The 16,195-nt window shown below is 52.0% G+C and carries 10 protein-coding genes, 1 tRNA gene and 3 rRNA genes; 5 read left to right on the forward strand and 9 right to left on the reverse strand.

The features are described 5' to 3' along the window. Window positions 1–206: 206 nt before the first annotated feature. A complete protein-coding gene (polA, locus tag ACB496_RS22255) occupies window positions 207–2,999 on the reverse strand; it encodes a DNA polymerase I (RefSeq protein ID WP_371973839.1) in 2,793 nt (930 codons plus the stop codon). Between the two features lie 438 nt (window positions 3,000–3,437). Here polA and ACB496_RS22260 point away from each other — a divergent pair, with 438 nt between their 5' ends. After that, window positions 3,438–4,346, forward strand: coding sequence for an acyltransferase (locus tag ACB496_RS22260; protein WP_181827056.1), 909 nt, complete (start codon window positions 3,438–3,440; stop codon window positions 4,344–4,346). A gap of 15 nt (window positions 4,347–4,361) precedes the next feature. Here the strand turns inward: ACB496_RS22260 and dsbA are convergent, their stop codons facing one another. From dsbA to ACB496_RS22275, 3 genes are all read right to left on the reverse strand, one after another. Then, complete coding sequence (dsbA, locus tag ACB496_RS22265; protein WP_102105706.1) at window positions 4,362–4,985, reverse strand: thiol:disulfide interchange protein DsbA; 624 nt, start codon at window positions 4,983–4,985, stop codon at window positions 4,362–4,364. 26 nt (window positions 4,986–5,011) lie between these two features. Continuing rightward, window positions 5,012–5,998 carry a serine/threonine protein kinase gene (locus ACB496_RS22270; RefSeq protein WP_371973842.1) on the reverse strand — a complete coding sequence of 329 codons (987 nt, stop codon included), beginning with the start codon at window positions 5,996–5,998 and terminating at the stop codon, window positions 5,012–5,014. Between the two features lie 75 nt (window positions 5,999–6,073). After that, complete coding sequence (locus ACB496_RS22275; protein ID WP_102105708.1) at window positions 6,074–6,343, reverse strand: YihD family protein; 270 nt, start codon at window positions 6,341–6,343, stop codon at window positions 6,074–6,076. Between the two features lie 125 nt (window positions 6,344–6,468). Between ACB496_RS22275 and mobA the strand changes: the two genes are divergently transcribed. Then, on the forward strand, window positions 6,469–6,996 hold the full coding sequence (gene mobA, locus ACB496_RS22280; protein ID WP_371973844.1) for a molybdenum cofactor guanylyltransferase MobA: 528 nt from the start codon (window positions 6,469–6,471) through the stop codon (window positions 6,994–6,996). Further along, the gene (gene mobB / locus ACB496_RS22285) at window positions 6,993–7,499 is read left to right on the forward strand and encodes a molybdopterin-guanine dinucleotide biosynthesis protein MobB (RefSeq protein ID WP_371973846.1); all 507 of its coding nucleotides are present in this window, start codon (window positions 6,993–6,995) and stop codon (window positions 7,497–7,499) included. The genes mobA and mobB overlap by 4 nt, the downstream gene beginning before the upstream one ends. Window positions 7,500–7,590: 91 nt before the next feature. On the opposite strand, the gene rrf is transcribed toward mobB, so the two are convergent. From rrf to ACB496_RS22305, 4 genes are all read right to left on the reverse strand, one after another. After that, window positions 7,591–7,706, reverse strand: a 5S ribosomal RNA gene (rrf, locus tag ACB496_RS22290). Between the two features lie 95 nt (window positions 7,707–7,801). Beyond that, window positions 7,802–10,707 (reverse strand): 23S ribosomal RNA (locus ACB496_RS22295). A gap of 219 nt (window positions 10,708–10,926) precedes the next feature. Beyond that, window positions 10,927–11,002, reverse strand: a tRNA-Glu gene (locus ACB496_RS22300). 85 nt (window positions 11,003–11,087) lie between these two features. Next, window positions 11,088–12,627, reverse strand: a 16S ribosomal RNA gene (locus ACB496_RS22305). The 16S, 23S and 5S rRNA genes sit together here with 1 tRNA gene alongside, the layout of an rRNA operon. Before the next feature lie 476 nt (window positions 12,628–13,103). On the opposite strand from ACB496_RS22305, the gene ACB496_RS22310 reads away from it, so the two are divergent. After that, window positions 13,104–13,811 (forward strand): FadR/GntR family transcriptional regulator, encoded by a 708-nt coding sequence (locus ACB496_RS22310; RefSeq protein ID WP_371973848.1) that lies wholly within the window; start codon window positions 13,104–13,106, stop codon window positions 13,809–13,811. Further along, a complete protein-coding gene (mdtD, locus tag ACB496_RS22315; RefSeq protein ID WP_100778315.1) occupies window positions 13,808–15,235 on the forward strand; it encodes a multidrug transporter subunit MdtD in 1,428 nt (475 codons plus the stop codon). Before ACB496_RS22310 ends, mdtD begins: the two co-directional genes overlap by 4 nt. Here mdtD and rbsR read toward each other — a convergent pair. Next, entirely contained in the window at window positions 15,183–16,193 is a 1,011-nt protein-coding gene (gene rbsR / locus ACB496_RS22320; protein ID WP_123429756.1) for a ribose operon transcriptional repressor RbsR, read from the reverse strand. The two genes, mdtD and rbsR, sit on opposite strands and share 53 nt — an antisense overlap. Window positions 16,194–16,195: the final 2 nt, after the last annotated feature.

Here is a 16,195-nt window from a genome sequence, read left to right on the forward strand (position 1 = left end):
ATCCGATTACGTGAAGTAAAAGGTCTGAAAGATAGAACATCTTACCTCTGTACCCTACGTCGTTAACTCTACTCTTTTTTTATCGCTGGACAAAGCACTTTTTGTAGTTTTTTTTCACTCTTTACATAGGTAAATCTAATGATCGTCACAAAAAGCACGCTGTTATGTTGCTTACTTACATAAACAGCGTCTTAGTCATTGGACCCTTAGTGAGCCTGATCCCAGTTGTCTCCGCTTCCAACTTCCACCAGCAGTGGCACATCTAATTTCATGCTGCTTTCCATCAGTTCGTGGATCTTTTTCGAGACCGCTTCCAGATCATCCTTGTGCACTTCGAACACCAGTTCATCGTGTACCTGCATGATCATTTTCACGCGTGGTTTGTCCTTTTCCAGCCAGGCATCAACCGCAATCATCGCGCGTTTGATGATGTCTGCTGCGGTCCCCTGCATCGGTGCGTTGATTGCCGCACGTTCAGCGCCGGCGCGGCGCGCAGCGTTACTGGAGGTGATATCCGGCAGATAGAGACGACGGCCATCGAGAGTTTCCACATAGCCCTTTTCCTTCGCCTGAGCGCGAGTTCGCTCCATGTATTCCAGCACGCCCGGATAGCGCTCAAAGTAGAGATCCATGTACTTCTGCGACTCTTTGCGCGGAATATTGAGCTGGCGGGAAAGGCCAAAAGCGCTCATACCGTAGATCAGGCCGAAGTTAATTGCCTTCGCGCTGCGGCGCTGCTCGCCGGTCACGCTGTCCAGTGGCAGACCGAACACTTCTGCCGCCGTGGCGCGGTGGATATCTTTGCCTTCCGCAAACGCCGTCAGCAATCCTTTATCACGCGACAGGTGCGCCATGATGCGCAGCTCGATTTGCGAGTAGTCGGCAGAGACGATCAGATAATCTTCCGGGGCAATAAATGCCTGACGGATGCGTCGCCCTTCTTCGTTACGAACTGGAATGTTTTGCAGGTTAGGATCGGTCGATGATAAACGCCCGGTCGCCGCAACCGCCTGGTGGTAGGAGGTATGAACGCGGCCGGTTTTTGGATTGATCATCAGCGGGAGCTTATCGGTGTAAGTCGATTTTAGCTTCGCGAGGCCACGGTATTCCAGAATCACTTTCGGCAGCGGGTAATCCAGCGCCAGCTCTTCCAGCACCTCTTCCGAGGTGGAAGGCGCGCCACCAGGTGTTTTCTTCAGCGGTTTAATGCCCTGTTTTTCAAAAAGAATAGTCTGCAGCTGTTTGGTGGACGCGAGGTTAAAAGGCTCGCCGGCAATGTCATGCGCTTTCAGTTCCAGCTCATTCAGACGCAGGCTGATCTCTTCCGAATGTTTGTGCAGTACCGCAGGATCAATTTTAACGCCGTTACGCTCAATACGAGACAACACCGGCACCAGCGGCATTTCGACATTTTCGAAAATATTCAGCGGCCCTTCCTGTTTTTGCAGTTTCGGGTACATCTTCAGGTGCAGTTGCAGAGTTACGTCCGCATCTTCCGCCGCATAGCGGCCCGCCTCTTCCAGGGCGATCTGGTTGAAGGTCAGCTGGTTTTTCCCCTTTCCGGCAATCTCTTCAAAGGTGACGGTTTTATGCTTGAGCCAGCGATCGGAGAGTGAATCCATATCATGACGGCCCGCCACGCTGTTCAGGATGTAAGATTCCAGCATGGTGTCGAAGGCAATACCGCGTAGCTCGATGCCGTAGTTCTGCAAAATACCGCGGTCATACTTCAAGTTTTGCCCGACCTTAAGCGCTTTGTCATCTTCAAGCAGCGGTTTGAGTAGCTCAAGCACGCGCTCACGGGAGATTTGATCCGGAGCATCAAGATAATCATGCGCGACCGGGACATAGGCGGCGATGCCTGGCTCGGTGGCAAAGGAAAGGCCGACCATATTGGCGGAGATGTTATCCAGACTGTCGGTTTCGGTGTCAAAGGCGAAGACCGGCGCTTTTTTCAGTTTCTCGATCCAGGCGATAAGCTGCGCTTCTTCCAGCACCGTTTCATAGTTTTCGAAGGAGAGCGTACTGACGGCCTCTTCGACGTCCTCATCGGCATCAACAACGATTGTCTCTTTTGGCTTCGCGGCAGGTTTTGCGCCCTTCGCCTGCATCCATTTACCGGCTTCGAGATCTGTTATCCAGCGTTTGAACTCATATTGCTTAAACAGGCCGAGAAGCTCTTCCGCCACCGGCTGCTGAACTTCGAGCTGCTCACAGGTAAGTTCCAGCTCAACGTCAGTTTTAATGGTGGCCAGCTTATAGGAGAGGTAGGCCACCTCTTTGTTCTGCTCCAGCTTCGCCGCCATGGTTTTTGCACCACGGAATGTCAGGCCGGCGATTTTGTCTGATTCGGCATACAGCGTATCCAGCCCACCCAGGCCTTGCAGCAGCGCCTGCGCGGTTTTTTCGCCGACACCTGGCACACCTGGAATGTTATCCGAGGAGTCGCCCATTAAGGCGAGGAAATCAATGATTAGCTCTGGCGGCACGCCATATTTGGTGACGACTTCTTCCGGCCCAAGAATGGTATTGGTCATGGTATTGATGAGAGTGATCCCAGGCGTAACCAGCTGCGCCATATCTTTATCACCCGTACTGATCAGCACCGGACGGCCCATTTTCTCTGCTTCACGAGCCAGCGTACCGATGACGTCGTCCGCTTCTACCCCAGAAACTGCCAGCAGCGGCAGGCCCATCGCTTTTACCATCGTGTGCAACGGCTCGATTTGCGCGCGCAGATCGTCTGGCATCGGCGGGCGATGGGATTTGTAATCCTCAAAAAGCTCGTCGCGGAAGGTTTTACCCTTCGCATCGAATACCACCGCCGCATGTGACGGCTGGTATTGCAGGATCAGACTGCGCAGCATATTCAGCACGCCATACATCGCGCCGGTTGGCTCCCCTGCGCTATTGGTCAGAGGAGGAAACGCATGATACGCCCGATACAGGTATGAAGAGCCGTCGACGAGAATAAGAGGGTTTTCTGGAATCTGAACCATAATGTCCGTGCCTTTAATCAATTTATGGCTAAAGGATGCCACAGAAGGATGAAAACATCAGTTTTTAGCACCGAATACAGGAAAAGATTTTGCGATCGTCGGGATCGCTCGCAAAATCAAACTGTGGATAAGTTTGTGCATACTTTTAATTCATATGAAGAATATTGTCGTTTCCAGATCGCGTATGATTTTTTTTATAGAATATTATCAGTTAGTTATAAATAGATCCGATCGGTATATTTCCATTTGATGACTATTTGCTCTATGTGGATATAAGAAGAGCCTAATAAGGTATGACAGACAAATAATCTGTTAAGGTGCAGATCCTGCGGTATCGTAGAGTGAAAGCCCCTGCTTTATTTGTTTTCTGGTAAAATCAGCGCCCTGCGGCACCGGTTTGGCTGCCAGATTACAGCTAACTACCTGAAAAAGCTCATCATGTCGAGATTACTCGCTGCAGTAACATTACTGTTAAGCATCTTTTTAACGATCCTGGTTACCATCGCCTGTTCTGTGCCGATCATCGTCGCCGGAATCATTAAACTATTACTGCCTGTCCCTGCTGTCTGGCGCGCGGTATCAGTCTTCTGCAATTTTATGATGTACTGCTGGTGTGAAGGGCTGGCATGGCTGCTACGCCTGAACCCGCATCTGCAATGGGATATCGAAGGGCTGGAAGGCCTGAACAAGAAAAACTGGTATTTACTGCTCTGTAATCACCACAGTTGGGCAGATATCGTGGTGTTATGCGTGCTGTTTCGCAAACATATTCCGATGAACAAATACTTTCTCAAGCAGCAACTGGCCTGGGTGCCATTTATCGGGCTGGCCTGCTGGGCGCTGGATATGCCGTTTATGAAACGTTATTCACGCAGCTATCTTATTCGTCACCCCGAACGCCGTGGGCGTGATGTTGAAACGACACGTCGCTCCTGTGAGAAATTTCGGGCTCACCCGACGACAATCGTTAACTTCGTTGAAGGCTCACGTTTTACGGAACTGAAACGTCAGCAAACTCGCTCCCCTTATAAGAATCTATTGCCGCCAAAAGCGGCGGGAATTGCGATGGCCCTTAATGTACTGGGATCGCAGTTCGATAAATTGCTGAATGTGACGCTGTGCTATCCGGAAAATGACGAGACACCTTTTTACGATATGTTAAGCGGTAAACTGACGCGTATCGTGGTGAGGATAAACCTGGTGCCAGTGAATGAAGAGCTGCACGGCGATTACATCAATGATAAGAATTTCAAACGTCGTTTCCAGCTGTGGCTGAACACGCTGTGGAATGATAAAGATGTGCTGATAAACGATCTTAAGTATGCAAACAAAAACGCCGGTCTGTGACCGGCGTTTTCACTTTTATTTCTTCTCAACCAGATATTTCACGGTGTCAGCGTACTGCTGCACGAAGATATCCATATTGCTGGTATCCATACCCTGCGGATTCACCTGGTATTTACCATTGACGAACATCGCCGGAACGCCCTGCAGCTGAAGGTCTGCGGCCGCTTTTTCCTGCTGCGCGACCAGAGATTTCACCACAAAGCTGTTCCATGCTGCGTCGTAATCTTCGCCTTTCACGCCCGCATCAACAAAGACTTTACGGATATCAGCAACGGTCTGAACAGTTTGAGTTTTCTGTACAGCTTCAAACATAGGTGCTGTGACTTGATCTTCCACGCCCAGCGCCAGCGCAACTGCCCAGGCTTGCGTCAGATCTTTACCCAAAGGACCCAGGAATTCGACATGATACTTGGTCATTTTGGTGCCTTCAGGCAGCTTTTTCTTCACGTTATCAGAAACGTGCAGAACTTCTTCAAACTGGTAGCAGTGTGGGCAATAGAATGAGAAGAACTCAAGCACCTGCGGCTCACCGGCAACCGGCTTTTCAAGGGTAGTGAACTGCTTGCCATCGCTGAATTGAGCAGCAGATGCGCTAAATGCCAGAATCATACCTGCCAGCGCCAGCCATATTTTTTTCATGATCAACTTTCTCCTGATGTGTCCGATTAATACATTGGCGTTAATTGAAGTGGCGGTTCCTGCAGAACCTTAACTTGCTGAATAAAGGTGGTTGTCTGGCTGCGCCAGTAATCTTCCCCGGTAAGCCACGGGAAGTTTTTAGGAAACGCGGGATCGTCCCAACGCCTGATTAACCATGCGAGATAATATACAAAACGCATGGCGCGTAAAGGTTCAATCAGGGCAATTTCGTCGGAATTAAAGGGACTAAATTCTTCGTAGGCTTCGATGATAGTTTCAAGCTGCATCCGCTGTTCGGCTTTATCACCATTCAGCAGCATCCACAGATCCTGAATCGCTGGCCCCATACGGGCATCATCGAGATCAACAAATAGCGGGCCGTCGCGCCAGAGAATATTCCCCGCGTGGCAGTCGCCATGTAAACGCAGAATATCGGTTTGATCATCCCAGCACTCAGTTACGGCAGCAATAAGGGCATCGGTGGCTTTCAGGAAATTCGCTTTCAACGCTTTGGGAATCAGCGTAGATTTTTCGAACACCTGACGCGGCTCCGTTAAATATTCCTCAAGCCCAATAACAGGTCGTGCGCTGAATGCTTTTTTGCGCCCTGTCTGATGCATGCGTCCCAGGTAACGAGCGACCCACTCCATCTGATCGATATTATCAGACTCAAACTGGCGGCCACCCAGGCTCGGGAAAACAGCAAAGAAATATCCCTGATGCGTGAGCAGCGACTGGTGATTAAACTGAATGGGTGCGGCGACCGGAACGTCGTCATTCACCAGATCGAGAGCGAACTGGTGCTCTTCCTGAATTTGCTCCGCCGACCAGCGTTGGGGACGGTAGAATTTGACGACAAAGCGCTGGCGATCCTCGTCCTGGAATTGATAGACGCGATTTTCATAGCTGTTTAAAGGGGTTAGCCCGGAATCCACTCGAATGCCCTGTTCAAACAGAGCATCCATAATGGTATCCGGGTTTAATGTCTGGAAAGTAAAAGCCTTGTCGTTCATCCGATCATCCGGAAATTATACGAATGATTCAGGATATCATTTCACAGCGATTTCGGTGGCGCCGCTTACAAGGTTTTACTCTTTAATTACGCCACGGGCGCGCAGCAGCGCGGTTTTGAAATCTTCCTCATAATCTTTCTTAATCCCTGGAATCGCGGCATCTTTATCAGAATCACGCATTTTAAGATGATAGATCAGGATGTCATCAGAAAGGTCGGCCAGTTCGCCGTCATAACCTGACTCTTTCGCCAGTTTCTGTAAAAATTGCATCAGGTTAAGCTCTGGCTCTTTTTGCCAGGCAGGCTGGAGAAGTTCGATAACTTCGTTCAGACGTTTACATTTCATCGTAGTGCTCCTTTCATTGATAGGAACACGTTAGCAGGGTCAATCCCACAATAAAAGAGGCGACATTCGTGAATCAGTGCCGGGGAGTGCTCGGCGTCGTGCTTGCAGGGGGAAGAGCGACGCGGATGGGCGGAAAAGATAAGGGCCTACAAGAGCTTAATGGAAAGCCATTATGGCTGCACGTCGCCGATGCGCTGAGAGTCCAGGTGGGAGCAATCGCCGTTAGCGCTAATCGTCACATTGATATCTATCATCAACGCGGATATCCCGTCTATCAGGATGCGTTAGCTAACTATCCTGGGCCTCTGGCTGGCATGCTGAGCGTGATGCAGCAGGCAGACGACGAATGGTTTCTTTTCTGCCCGTGTGATACGCCGTTTATCCCCTCTGTGCTTGCTGAGCGCATGATAGAACATCGCAAAGACGCTCCCGTCGTCTGGGTACATGACGGAGAGCGCGATCACCCTGCGATTACGTTGATTAGCAGGAAACTTTGTCCGGATTTACGCGCTTACCTGGCCTCAGGGGAGAGACGCGTTATGGTATTTATGCGCCAGTCAGGCGGCCATTCCGTTGATTTTAGCGATCTGAAAGAGGCTTTTGTTAACGTGAATACCACGGAAGATTTGCAAACACTGCAGGGGAAAGTATGAAACCTGTTTTAGCGATTGCCGCCTGGAGTGGGACGGGGAAAACATCACTTCTGAAAAAGCTGATCCCGGCCCTGTGCTCGCAGGGTATTCGTCCAGGATTGATTAAGCATACTCACCACAATATGGATATTGATAAGCCCGGTAAAGACAGCTACGAGCTGCGAAAAGCGGGTGCGGCTCAAACCATGGTAGCCAGCGCGCAACGATGGGCATTAATGACGGAGACACCGGGAGAAGAGGCGCTGGATTTGGATTATCTTGTGAGCCGAATGGATCATTCGACGCTGGATCTGGTGCTGGTTGAGGGATTTAAGCATGAATCGGTAGCGAAGATTTTGCTTTTCAGAAGCGATGCAGGGCATGAAATTGCTGAATTGACCGTAGATCAGCATGTGATTGCTGTCGCCAGTGATATTCCGCTTTCACTTCCCGTGCCGATTCTGGATTTAAAAGATGTTGCTGGGGTTGTTGCGTTTATTCAGGAGTGGATGGCAGAGCAATAACCGGGCTGTTGTGCCGGTCTGGTGCTATTTTTGTATAAAGACAAAAACGCAAAAAGGCCATCCTTTCGGATGGCCTCTTCACTTGTTTGATGCCTGGCAGTTCCCTACTCTCACATGGGGAGACCCCACACTACCATCGGCGCTACGGCGTTTCACTTCTGAGTTCGGCATGGGGTCAGGTGGGACCACCGCGCTAAAGCCGCCAGGCAAATTCTGTATCAACACGCATCTCTGCGTATCAATTAATCTGTATCAGCTGAAAATCGTCTGTCTCTGCTTCGCCAAAACATCTTCGGCGTTGTAAGGTTAAGCCTCACGGTTCATTAGTACTGGTTAGCTCAATACATCGCTGCACTTACACACCCAGCCTATCAACGTCGTAGTCTTCAACGTTCCTTCAGGACTCTCAAGGAGTCAGGGAGAACTCATCTCGGGGCAAGTTTCGTGCTTAGATGCTTTCAGCACTTATCTTTTCCGCATTTAGCTACCGGGCAATGCCATTGGCATGACAACCCGAACACCAGTGATGCGTCCACTCCGGTCCTCTCGTACTAGGAGCAGCCCCCCTCAATTCTCCAGCGCCCACGGCAGATAGGGACCGAACTGTCTCACGACGTTCTAAACCCAGCTCGCGTACCACTTTAAACGGCGAACAGCCGTACCCTTGGGACCTACTTCAGCCCCAGGATGTGATGAGCCGACATCGAGGTGCCAAACACCGCCGTCGATATGAACTCTTGGGCGGTATCAGCCTGTTATCCCCGGAGTACCTTTTATCCGTTGAGCGATGGCCCTTCCATTCAGAACCACCGGATCACTATGACCTGCTTTCGCACCTGCTCGAGCCGTCACTCTCGCAGTCAAGCTAGCTTATGCCATTGCACTAACCTCCTGATGTCCGACCAGGATTAGCTAACCTTCGTGCTCCTCCGTTACTCTTTAGGAGGAGACCGCCCCAGTCAAACTACCCACCAGACACTGTCCGCAACCCGGATTACGGGTCTACGTTAGAACACCAGCCATTAAAGGGTGGTATTTCAAGGTTGGCTCCACGCAGACTGGCGTCCACGCTTCAAAGCCTCCCACCTATCCTACACATCAAGGACCAGTGTTCAGTGTCAAGCTATAGTAAAGGTTCACGGGGTCTTTCCGTCTTGCCGCGGGTACACTGCATCTTCACAGCGAGTTCAATTTCACTGAGTCTCGGGTGGAGACAGCCTGGCCATCATTACGCCATTCGTGCAGGTCGGAACTTACCCGACAAGGAATTTCGCTACCTTAGGACCGTTATAGTTACGGCCGCCGTTTACCGGGGCTTCGATCAAGAGCTTCGCGTTGCCGCTAACCCCATCAATTAACCTTCCGGCACCGGGCAGGCGTCACACCGTATACGTCCACTTTCGTGTTTGCACAGTGCTGTGTTTTTAATAAACAGTTGCAGCCAGCTGGTATCTTCGACTGGTTTCAGCTCCGTCCGCAGGGACTTCACCTACACACCAGCGTGCCTTCTCCCGAAGTTACGGCACCATTTTGCCTAGTTCCTTCACCCGAGTTCTCTCAAGCGCCTTGGTATTCTCTACCTGACCACCTGTGTCGGTTTGGGGTACGATTTGATGTTACCTGATGCTTAGAGGCTTTTCCTGGAAGCAGGGCATTTGTTACTTCAGCACCGTAGTGCCTCGTCATCACACCTCAGCGTTAAAAAGGTACCGGATTTACCTGGAACCTCCGCCTACATGCTTAAACCGGGACAACCGTCGCCCGGCTAACATAGCCTTCTCCGTCCCCCCTTCGCAGTAACACCAAGTACAGGAATATTAACCTGTTTCCCATCGACTACGCCTTTCGGCCTCGCCTTAGGGGTCGACTCACCCTGCCCCGATTAACGTTGGACAGGAACCCTTGGTCTTCCGGCGAGCGGGCTTTTCACCCGCTTTATCGTTACTTATGTCAGCATTCGCACTTCTGATACCTCCAGCATGCCTCACAGCACACCTTCAACGGCTTACAGAACGCTCCCCTACCCAACAACACCTAAGTGTCGCTGCCGCAGCTTCGGTGCATGGTTTAGCCCCGTTACATCTTCCGCGCAGGCCGACTCGACCAGTGAGCTATTACGCTTTCTTTAAATGATGGCTGCTTCTAAGCCAACATCCTGGCTGTCTGTGCCTTCCCACATCGTTTCCCACTTAACCATGACTTTGGGACCTTAGCTGGCGGTCTGGGTTGTTTCCCTCTTCACGACGGACGTTAGCACCCGCCGTGTGTCTCCCGTGATAACATTCTTCGGTATTCGTAGTTTGCATCGGGTTGGTAAGCCGGGATGGCCCCCTAGCCGAAACAGTGCTCTACCCCCGAAGATGAGTTCACGAGGCGCTACCTAAATAGCTTTCGGGGAGAACCAGCTATCTCCCGGTTTGATTGGCCTTTCACCCCCAGCCACAAGTCATCCGCTAATTTTTCAACATTAGTCGGTTCGGTCCTCCAGTTAGTGTTACCCAACCTTCAACCTGCCCATGGCTAGATCACCGGGTTTCGGGTCTATACCCTGCAACTTAACGCCCAGTTAAGACTCGGTTTCCCTTCGGCTCCCCTATACGGTTAACCTTGCTACAGAATATAAGTCGCTGACCCATTATACAAAAGGTACGCAGTCACCCCATAAAGAGGCTCCCACTGCTTGTACGTACACGGTTTCAGGTTCTTTTTCACTCCCCTCGCCGGGGTTCTTTTCGCCTTTCCCTCACGGTACTGGTTCACTATCGGTCAGTCAGGAGTATTTAGCCTTGGAGGATGGTCCCCCCATATTCAGACAGGATACCACGTGTCCCGCCCTACTCTTCGAGTTCACAGCGTGTGCATTTTTGTGTACGGGGCTGTCACCCTGTATCGCCGGACTTTCCAGACCGTTCCACTAACACACGCGCTGATTCAGACTCTGGGCTCCTCCCCGTTCGCTCGCCGCTACTGGGGGAATCTCGGTTGATTTCTTTTCCTCGGGGTACTTAGATGTTTCAGTTCCCCCGGTTCGCCTCATGCCACTATGTATTCATGACATGATAGTGTGTCGGAACACACTGGGTTTCCCCATTCGGGTATCGCCGGGTCAAAGGTTCATATCACCTCGCCGACGCTTATCGCAGATTAGCACGCCCTTCATCGCCTCTGACTGCCAGGGCATCCACCGTGTACGCTTAGTCGCTTAACCTCACAACCCGAAGATGTTTCGTAAAACATCATCGTGTCGCGAAAATTTGAGAGACTCGAACACACCGTCACTCTGTTCTTATTACGGAGAACAGACGCAGTGTGTCGTTTCAATTTTCAGCTTGATCCAGATTTTTAAAGAGCAAATATCTCAAACATGATTCCTGAGAATCAGTTTTGAGATATTAAGGCAGGTGACTTTCACTCACAAACCAGCAAGTGGCGTCCCCTAGGGGATTCGAACCCCTGTTACCGCCGTGAAAGGGCGGTGTCCTGGGCCTCTAGACGAAGGGGACACTGAAGTCTCAATCGCAAGACGCCTTGCTATTTACTTTTCATCAGACAATCTGTGTGGACACTACAAAGGCAGGTTCTTTCAGGTAAGGAGGTGATCCAACCGCAGGTTCCCCTACGGTTACCTTGTTACGACTTCACCCCAGTCATGAATCACAAAGTGGTAAGCGCCCTCCCGAAGGTTAAGCTACCTACTTCTTTTGCAACCCACTCCCATGGTGTGACGGGCGGTGTGTACAAGGCCCGGGAACGTATTCACCGTAGCATTCTGATCTACGATTACTAGCGATTCCGACTTCATGGAGTCGAGTTGCAGACTCCAATCCGGACTACGACGTACTTTATGAGGTCCGCTTGCTCTCGCGAGGTCGCTTCTCTTTGTATACGCCATTGTAGCACGTGTGTAGCCCTACTCGTAAGGGCCATGATGACTTGACGTCATCCCCACCTTCCTCCAGTTTATCACTGGCAGTCTCCTTTGAGTTCCCGGCCGGACCGCTGGCAACAAAGGATAAGGGTTGCGCTCGTTGCGGGACTTAACCCAACATTTCACAACACGAGCTGACGACAGCCATGCAGCACCTGTCTCACGGTTCCCGAAGGCACTAAAGCATCTCTGCTAAATTCCGTGGATGTCAAGAGTAGGTAAGGTTCTTCGCGTTGCATCGAATTAAACCACATGCTCCACCGCTTGTGCGGGCCCCCGTCAATTCATTTGAGTTTTAACCTTGCGGCCGTACTCCCCAGGCGGTCGACTTAACGCGTTAGCTCCGGAAGCCACTCCTCAAGGGAACAACCTCCAAGTCGACATCGTTTACGGCGTGGACTACCAGGGTATCTAATCCTGTTTGCTCCCCACGCTTTCGCACCTGAGCGTCAGTCTTTGTCCAGGGGGCCGCCTTCGCCACCGGTATTCCTCCAGATCTCTACGCATTTCACCGCTACACCTGGAATTCTACCCCCCTCTACAAGACTCTAGCCTGCCAGTTTCGAATGCAGTTCCCAGGTTGAGCCCGGGGATTTCACATCCGACTTGACAGACCGCCTGCGTGCGCTTTACGCCCAGTAATTCCGATTAACGCTTGCACCCTCCGTATTACCGCGGCTGCTGGCACGGAGTTAGCCGGTGCTTCTTCTGCGAGTAACGTCAATCACTGTGGTTATTAACCACAATGCCTTCCTCCTCGCTGAAAGTACTTTACAACCCGAAGGCCTTCTTCATACACGCGGCATGGCTGCATCAGGCTTGCGCCCATTGTGCAATATTCCCCACTGCTGCCTCCCGTAGGAGTCTGGACCGTGTCTCAGTTCCAGTGTGGCTGGTCATCCTCTCAGACCAGCTAGGGATCGTCGCCTAGGTGAGCCGTTACCCCACCTACTAGCTAATCCCATCTGGGCACATCTGATGGCAAGAGGCCCGAAGGTCCCCCTCTTTGGTCTTGCGACGTTATGCGGTATTAGCTACCGTTTCCAGTAGTTATCCCCCTCCATCAGGCAGTTTCCCAGACATTACTCACCCGTCCGCCGCTCGTCACCCGAGAGCAAGCTCTCTGTGCTACCGCTCGACTTGCATGTGTTAGGCCTGCCGCCAGCGTTCAATCTGAGCCATGATCAAACTCTTCAATTTAAGTTTGATGCTCGTGAATTAAACTTCGTAATGAATTACGTATGTTCACTCAGAGACTTTGGTATTCATTTAGCGTCTTGCGACGTTAGAATCCATGTCACTTTGAGTGCCCACACAGATTGTCTGATAAATTGTTAAAGAGCAGTGCCGCTTCGTTTTTCTCAACGGCGCGGGGTGTGCATATTACGCTTTCCCGCTTCAGAGTCAAGCTTTATTTTCGCTTATCTCTGTTGGTGTTCATCTCTGAACCCCGCTAACCCAGCGGCGTGTATGCCGTTGTTCCGTGTCAGTGGAGGCGCATTATAGGGAGTTATTCTGAGGTGACAAGAGGAAATGTAAAAAAACTTTCTGACCGTATCTTTTTTCGCCAAAACGCTGGTTAACAAGCCACAAACTGTCCTATTTGCTGTTTTTGCAGTCACAAACACACGCCTGATGGCATACTTAACAGCATGTACTATTAAGGAATAAGAGCGATGCCCTTAAGCGCGCAACAGCTGGCCGCCCAAAAAAACCTCTCTTACGTGCTGGCAGAGAAACTGGCCCAACGCATTCTGGCAGGAAAATATATGCCCGGAAGCATTCTTCCCGGTGAAATGGAGCTGGGTGAACAGTTTGGCGTGAGCCGTACCGCCGTGCGTGAAGCGGTAAAAACCTTAACCGCGAAAGGCATGGTGCTTCCGCGCCCACGCATCGGGACTCGCGTGATGCCTCAGAGCAACTGGAACTTCCTCGACCAGGAGCTGCTCTCGTGGTGGATGACCGAAGAGAACTTCCATCAGGTTGTGGAGCATTTCCTGGTTATGCGTGGCAGTCTCGAACCACAGGCATGTCTGCTCGCCGCCGTGCAAGGCAGCGCCGAGCAAAAAGCACAGCTTAATACGTCGATGGACGAAATGACCTTCCTGAAGCAGCATTTCAACCGCCAGCGCTGGATTGAAGTGGATATGTCCTGGCACGAGCAAATCTACGCGATGAGCGGAAACCCTTTCCTGACCTCCTTTGCCTCCCTGTTCCATTCGGTGTATCACACCTACTTTGCTTCTATTACTCAGAATGACGTAGTGAAGCTGGACCAACACCAGGCCATTGTCGATGCCATTCAGGAGAGCGACGGACAGCGCGCTTTACTCGCCTGCCAGGTTTTATTAGCAACACCACACCAACAACCGGACAATCAATGACTGAGAAAAAAGCACGCAGCATGGCGGGATTGCCATGGATTGCGGCAATGGCTTTCTTTATGCAGGCGCTGGATGCCACCATTCTTAACACGGCCCTCCCGGCCATTGCCGAAAGTCTCAACCGCTCCCCGTTGGCGATGCAATCCGCCATCATCAGCTATACGCTGACCGTCGCGATGCTGATCCCGGTCAGCGGCTGGCTGGCGGACCGCTTCGGTACACGTCGAATCTTCATGCTCGCCGTTACTCTGTTTACGCTCGGTTCGCTGGCCTGCGCACTTTCGACATCCCTGGCGGAGCTGGTTGTCTTCCGCATCCTGCAGGGCATCGGCGGCGCAATGATGATGCCGGTCGCACGCCTGGCGCTGTTACGTGCTTACCCGCGCAGCGAGCTTTTACCGGTACTGAACTTTGTGACCATGCCCGGTCTGGTCGGCCCCATTCTCGGGCCGGTTCTTGGCGGCGTGCTGGTCACCTGGGCGAGCTGGCACTGGATATTCCTGATCAATATTCCGATTGGCGTGGCTGGCCTTTGCTACGCCCGCAAATATATGCCGAACTTCACCACGCCAAAGCGCAGCTTTGATATGGGCGGCTTTTTCCTGTTCGGCCTGAGCCTGGTGTTGTTCTCCACCGGCATGGAGTTATTTGGCGAGAAAATCGTCGCCACCTGGATCGCCCTTTCTATCATTCTGAGCGGCATCCTGCTTTTTCTTCTCTATATACGTCACGCGCGTCGTCACCCGACACCTCTGATTTCATTGCTGCTATTCAAAACCCGAACTTTCTCGGTGGGGATTGCCGGAAACATCGCCTCGCGTCTGGGAACCGGCTGCGTGCCCTTCCTGATGCCACTGATGCTGCAGGTAGGGTTTGGCTATCCGGCACTGATTGCCGGGTGCATGATGGCCCCGACCGCCGTCGGGTCTATTCTGGCGAAATCGATGGTGACGCAGATTTTGCGTCGGCTGGGCTATCGTAAAACGCTGGTGGGCGTCACGGTCTTTATCGGTCTGATGATTGCGCAGTTTTCGCTTCAGTCCGCCGCCTTCCCGGCGTGGATGCTGCTGCTCCCCCTCTTTATCCTGGGCATGGCGATGTCTATCCAGTTTACGTCGATGAATACCATCAGCCTCGCGGATCTCACCGACGAAAATGCCAGTGGCGGCAACAGCGTGCTGGCTGTGACGCAGCAGCTGTCGATCAGTTTAGGCGTGGCGGTGAGCGCAGCGGTGCTGCGCGTCTATGAAGGGATGGAAGGGACGAACACGGTTGAGCAGTTCCATTACACCTTTATCACGATGGGCGCACTGACGGTGGTCTCGGCGCTGGTGTTCATGCTGCTCAAACCCAAAGATGGCCGCAATCTGATTAAAGATCGCCACCAGCCGAAACAGAACCGCGTTCCATCAGAACAGGAGTAAGCTGCAAACGTTGCTGCTGAAGTGCGGGCTGTGCCATACGATGAATCAACACATCGATCGCCAGCTCGCCCAGCTCATCTTTCGGCTGATGAATGGTGGTCAGAGGTGGCGTCATATACTGAGCCAGCTCGATATCATCGTAACCAATCACCGCCATATCCTGGGGAACGCGTAATCCCGCCTGATACAACGCCTGATACGCACCAAAAGCCATCGCATCGTTACCGATAAATACCGCCTGCGGACGCACGTCTTGCGCCAGCAGTTTTTGCATCGCCTCAAAACCACCGTTAAATTCAAAATCGCCGGTGATGCGATATCCGTCCGGAACGGGCAGCCCCGCGCGTTCCATGGCAGCGAGAAATCCCTCGAGACGTAAACGCGCCGGAGTTTTATCCAGCGGCCCGGTAATGCAGGCGATGCGGCTGTAGCCTTTATCAATCAAATGCTGCGTCGCCATATCCCCGCCCAGCAGCGAGTTATCCTGAATCAGATCGCTGGTCCCGTCGAAGGGCGCCCAGTCCATCATCACCGTTGGAACCGAAGGATAGCGCTGCATGATCTCTTTGGAGGGCTGGTGCGTTTCGGTGCACAGCAGCAATAATCCATCGACGCGTTTTTGCATCAGCGTTTCCAGATTACGGTTCATACGCTGTTCGTCGCCCTCGGTGTTACACAGCACCAGGCTGTAACCCCGCTCAAAGCAGCTACGCTCAACGCCACGCACCAGCTCAGAATAAAACGGGTTTGTACTGGCGGTGATCAGCATGCCGATGGTGTGCGTCTGATTAAGCTTAAGACTGCGCGCGAGCGCCGAAGGAGCGTAGTTGAGGTCTTTAATGGCAGCGTCGACTTTTTCCCGTATCGCCTCGCTGACAAAGCGATCGTTATTGATGACGTGGGAAACCGTCGAAGTAGAAACGCCCGCCATGCGGGCGACATCTTTCATTGTGGCCAAGC

The sequence above is a fragment of the Lelliottia nimipressuralis genome, assembly GCF_041464075.1.
In the GTDB taxonomy this organism is placed as follows: domain Bacteria; phylum Pseudomonadota; class Gammaproteobacteria; order Enterobacterales; family Enterobacteriaceae; genus Enterobacter; species Enterobacter nimipressuralis.

Bases quoted from the DNA above. Each gene is read 5' to 3' on its own strand.
- polA (WP_371973839.1), bottom strand. From the start codon at position 2,999: ATGGTTCAGATTCCAGAAAACCCTCTTATTCTCGTCGACGGCTCTTCA.
- ACB496_RS22260 (WP_181827056.1), top strand. From the start codon at position 3,438: ATGTCGAGATTACTCGCTGCAGTAACATTACTGTTAAGCATCTTTTTA.
- dsbA (WP_102105706.1), bottom strand. From the start codon at position 4,985: ATGAAAAAAATATGGCTGGCGCTGGCAGGTATGATTCTGGCATTTAGC.
- ACB496_RS22270 (WP_371973842.1), bottom strand. From the start codon at position 5,998: ATGAACGACAAGGCTTTTACTTTCCAGACATTAAACCCGGATACCATT.
- ACB496_RS22275 (WP_102105708.1), bottom strand. From the start codon at position 6,343: ATGAAATGTAAACGTCTGAACGAAGTTATCGAACTTCTCCAGCCTGCC.
- mobA (WP_371973844.1), top strand. From the start codon at position 6,469: ATGGGCGGAAAAGATAAGGGCCTACAAGAGCTTAATGGAAAGCCATTA.
- mobB (WP_371973846.1), top strand. From the start codon at position 6,993: ATGAAACCTGTTTTAGCGATTGCCGCCTGGAGTGGGACGGGGAAAACA.
- ACB496_RS22310 (WP_371973848.1), top strand. From the start codon at position 13,104: ATGCCCTTAAGCGCGCAACAGCTGGCCGCCCAAAAAAACCTCTCTTAC.
- mdtD (WP_100778315.1), top strand. From the start codon at position 13,808: ATGACTGAGAAAAAAGCACGCAGCATGGCGGGATTGCCATGGATTGCG.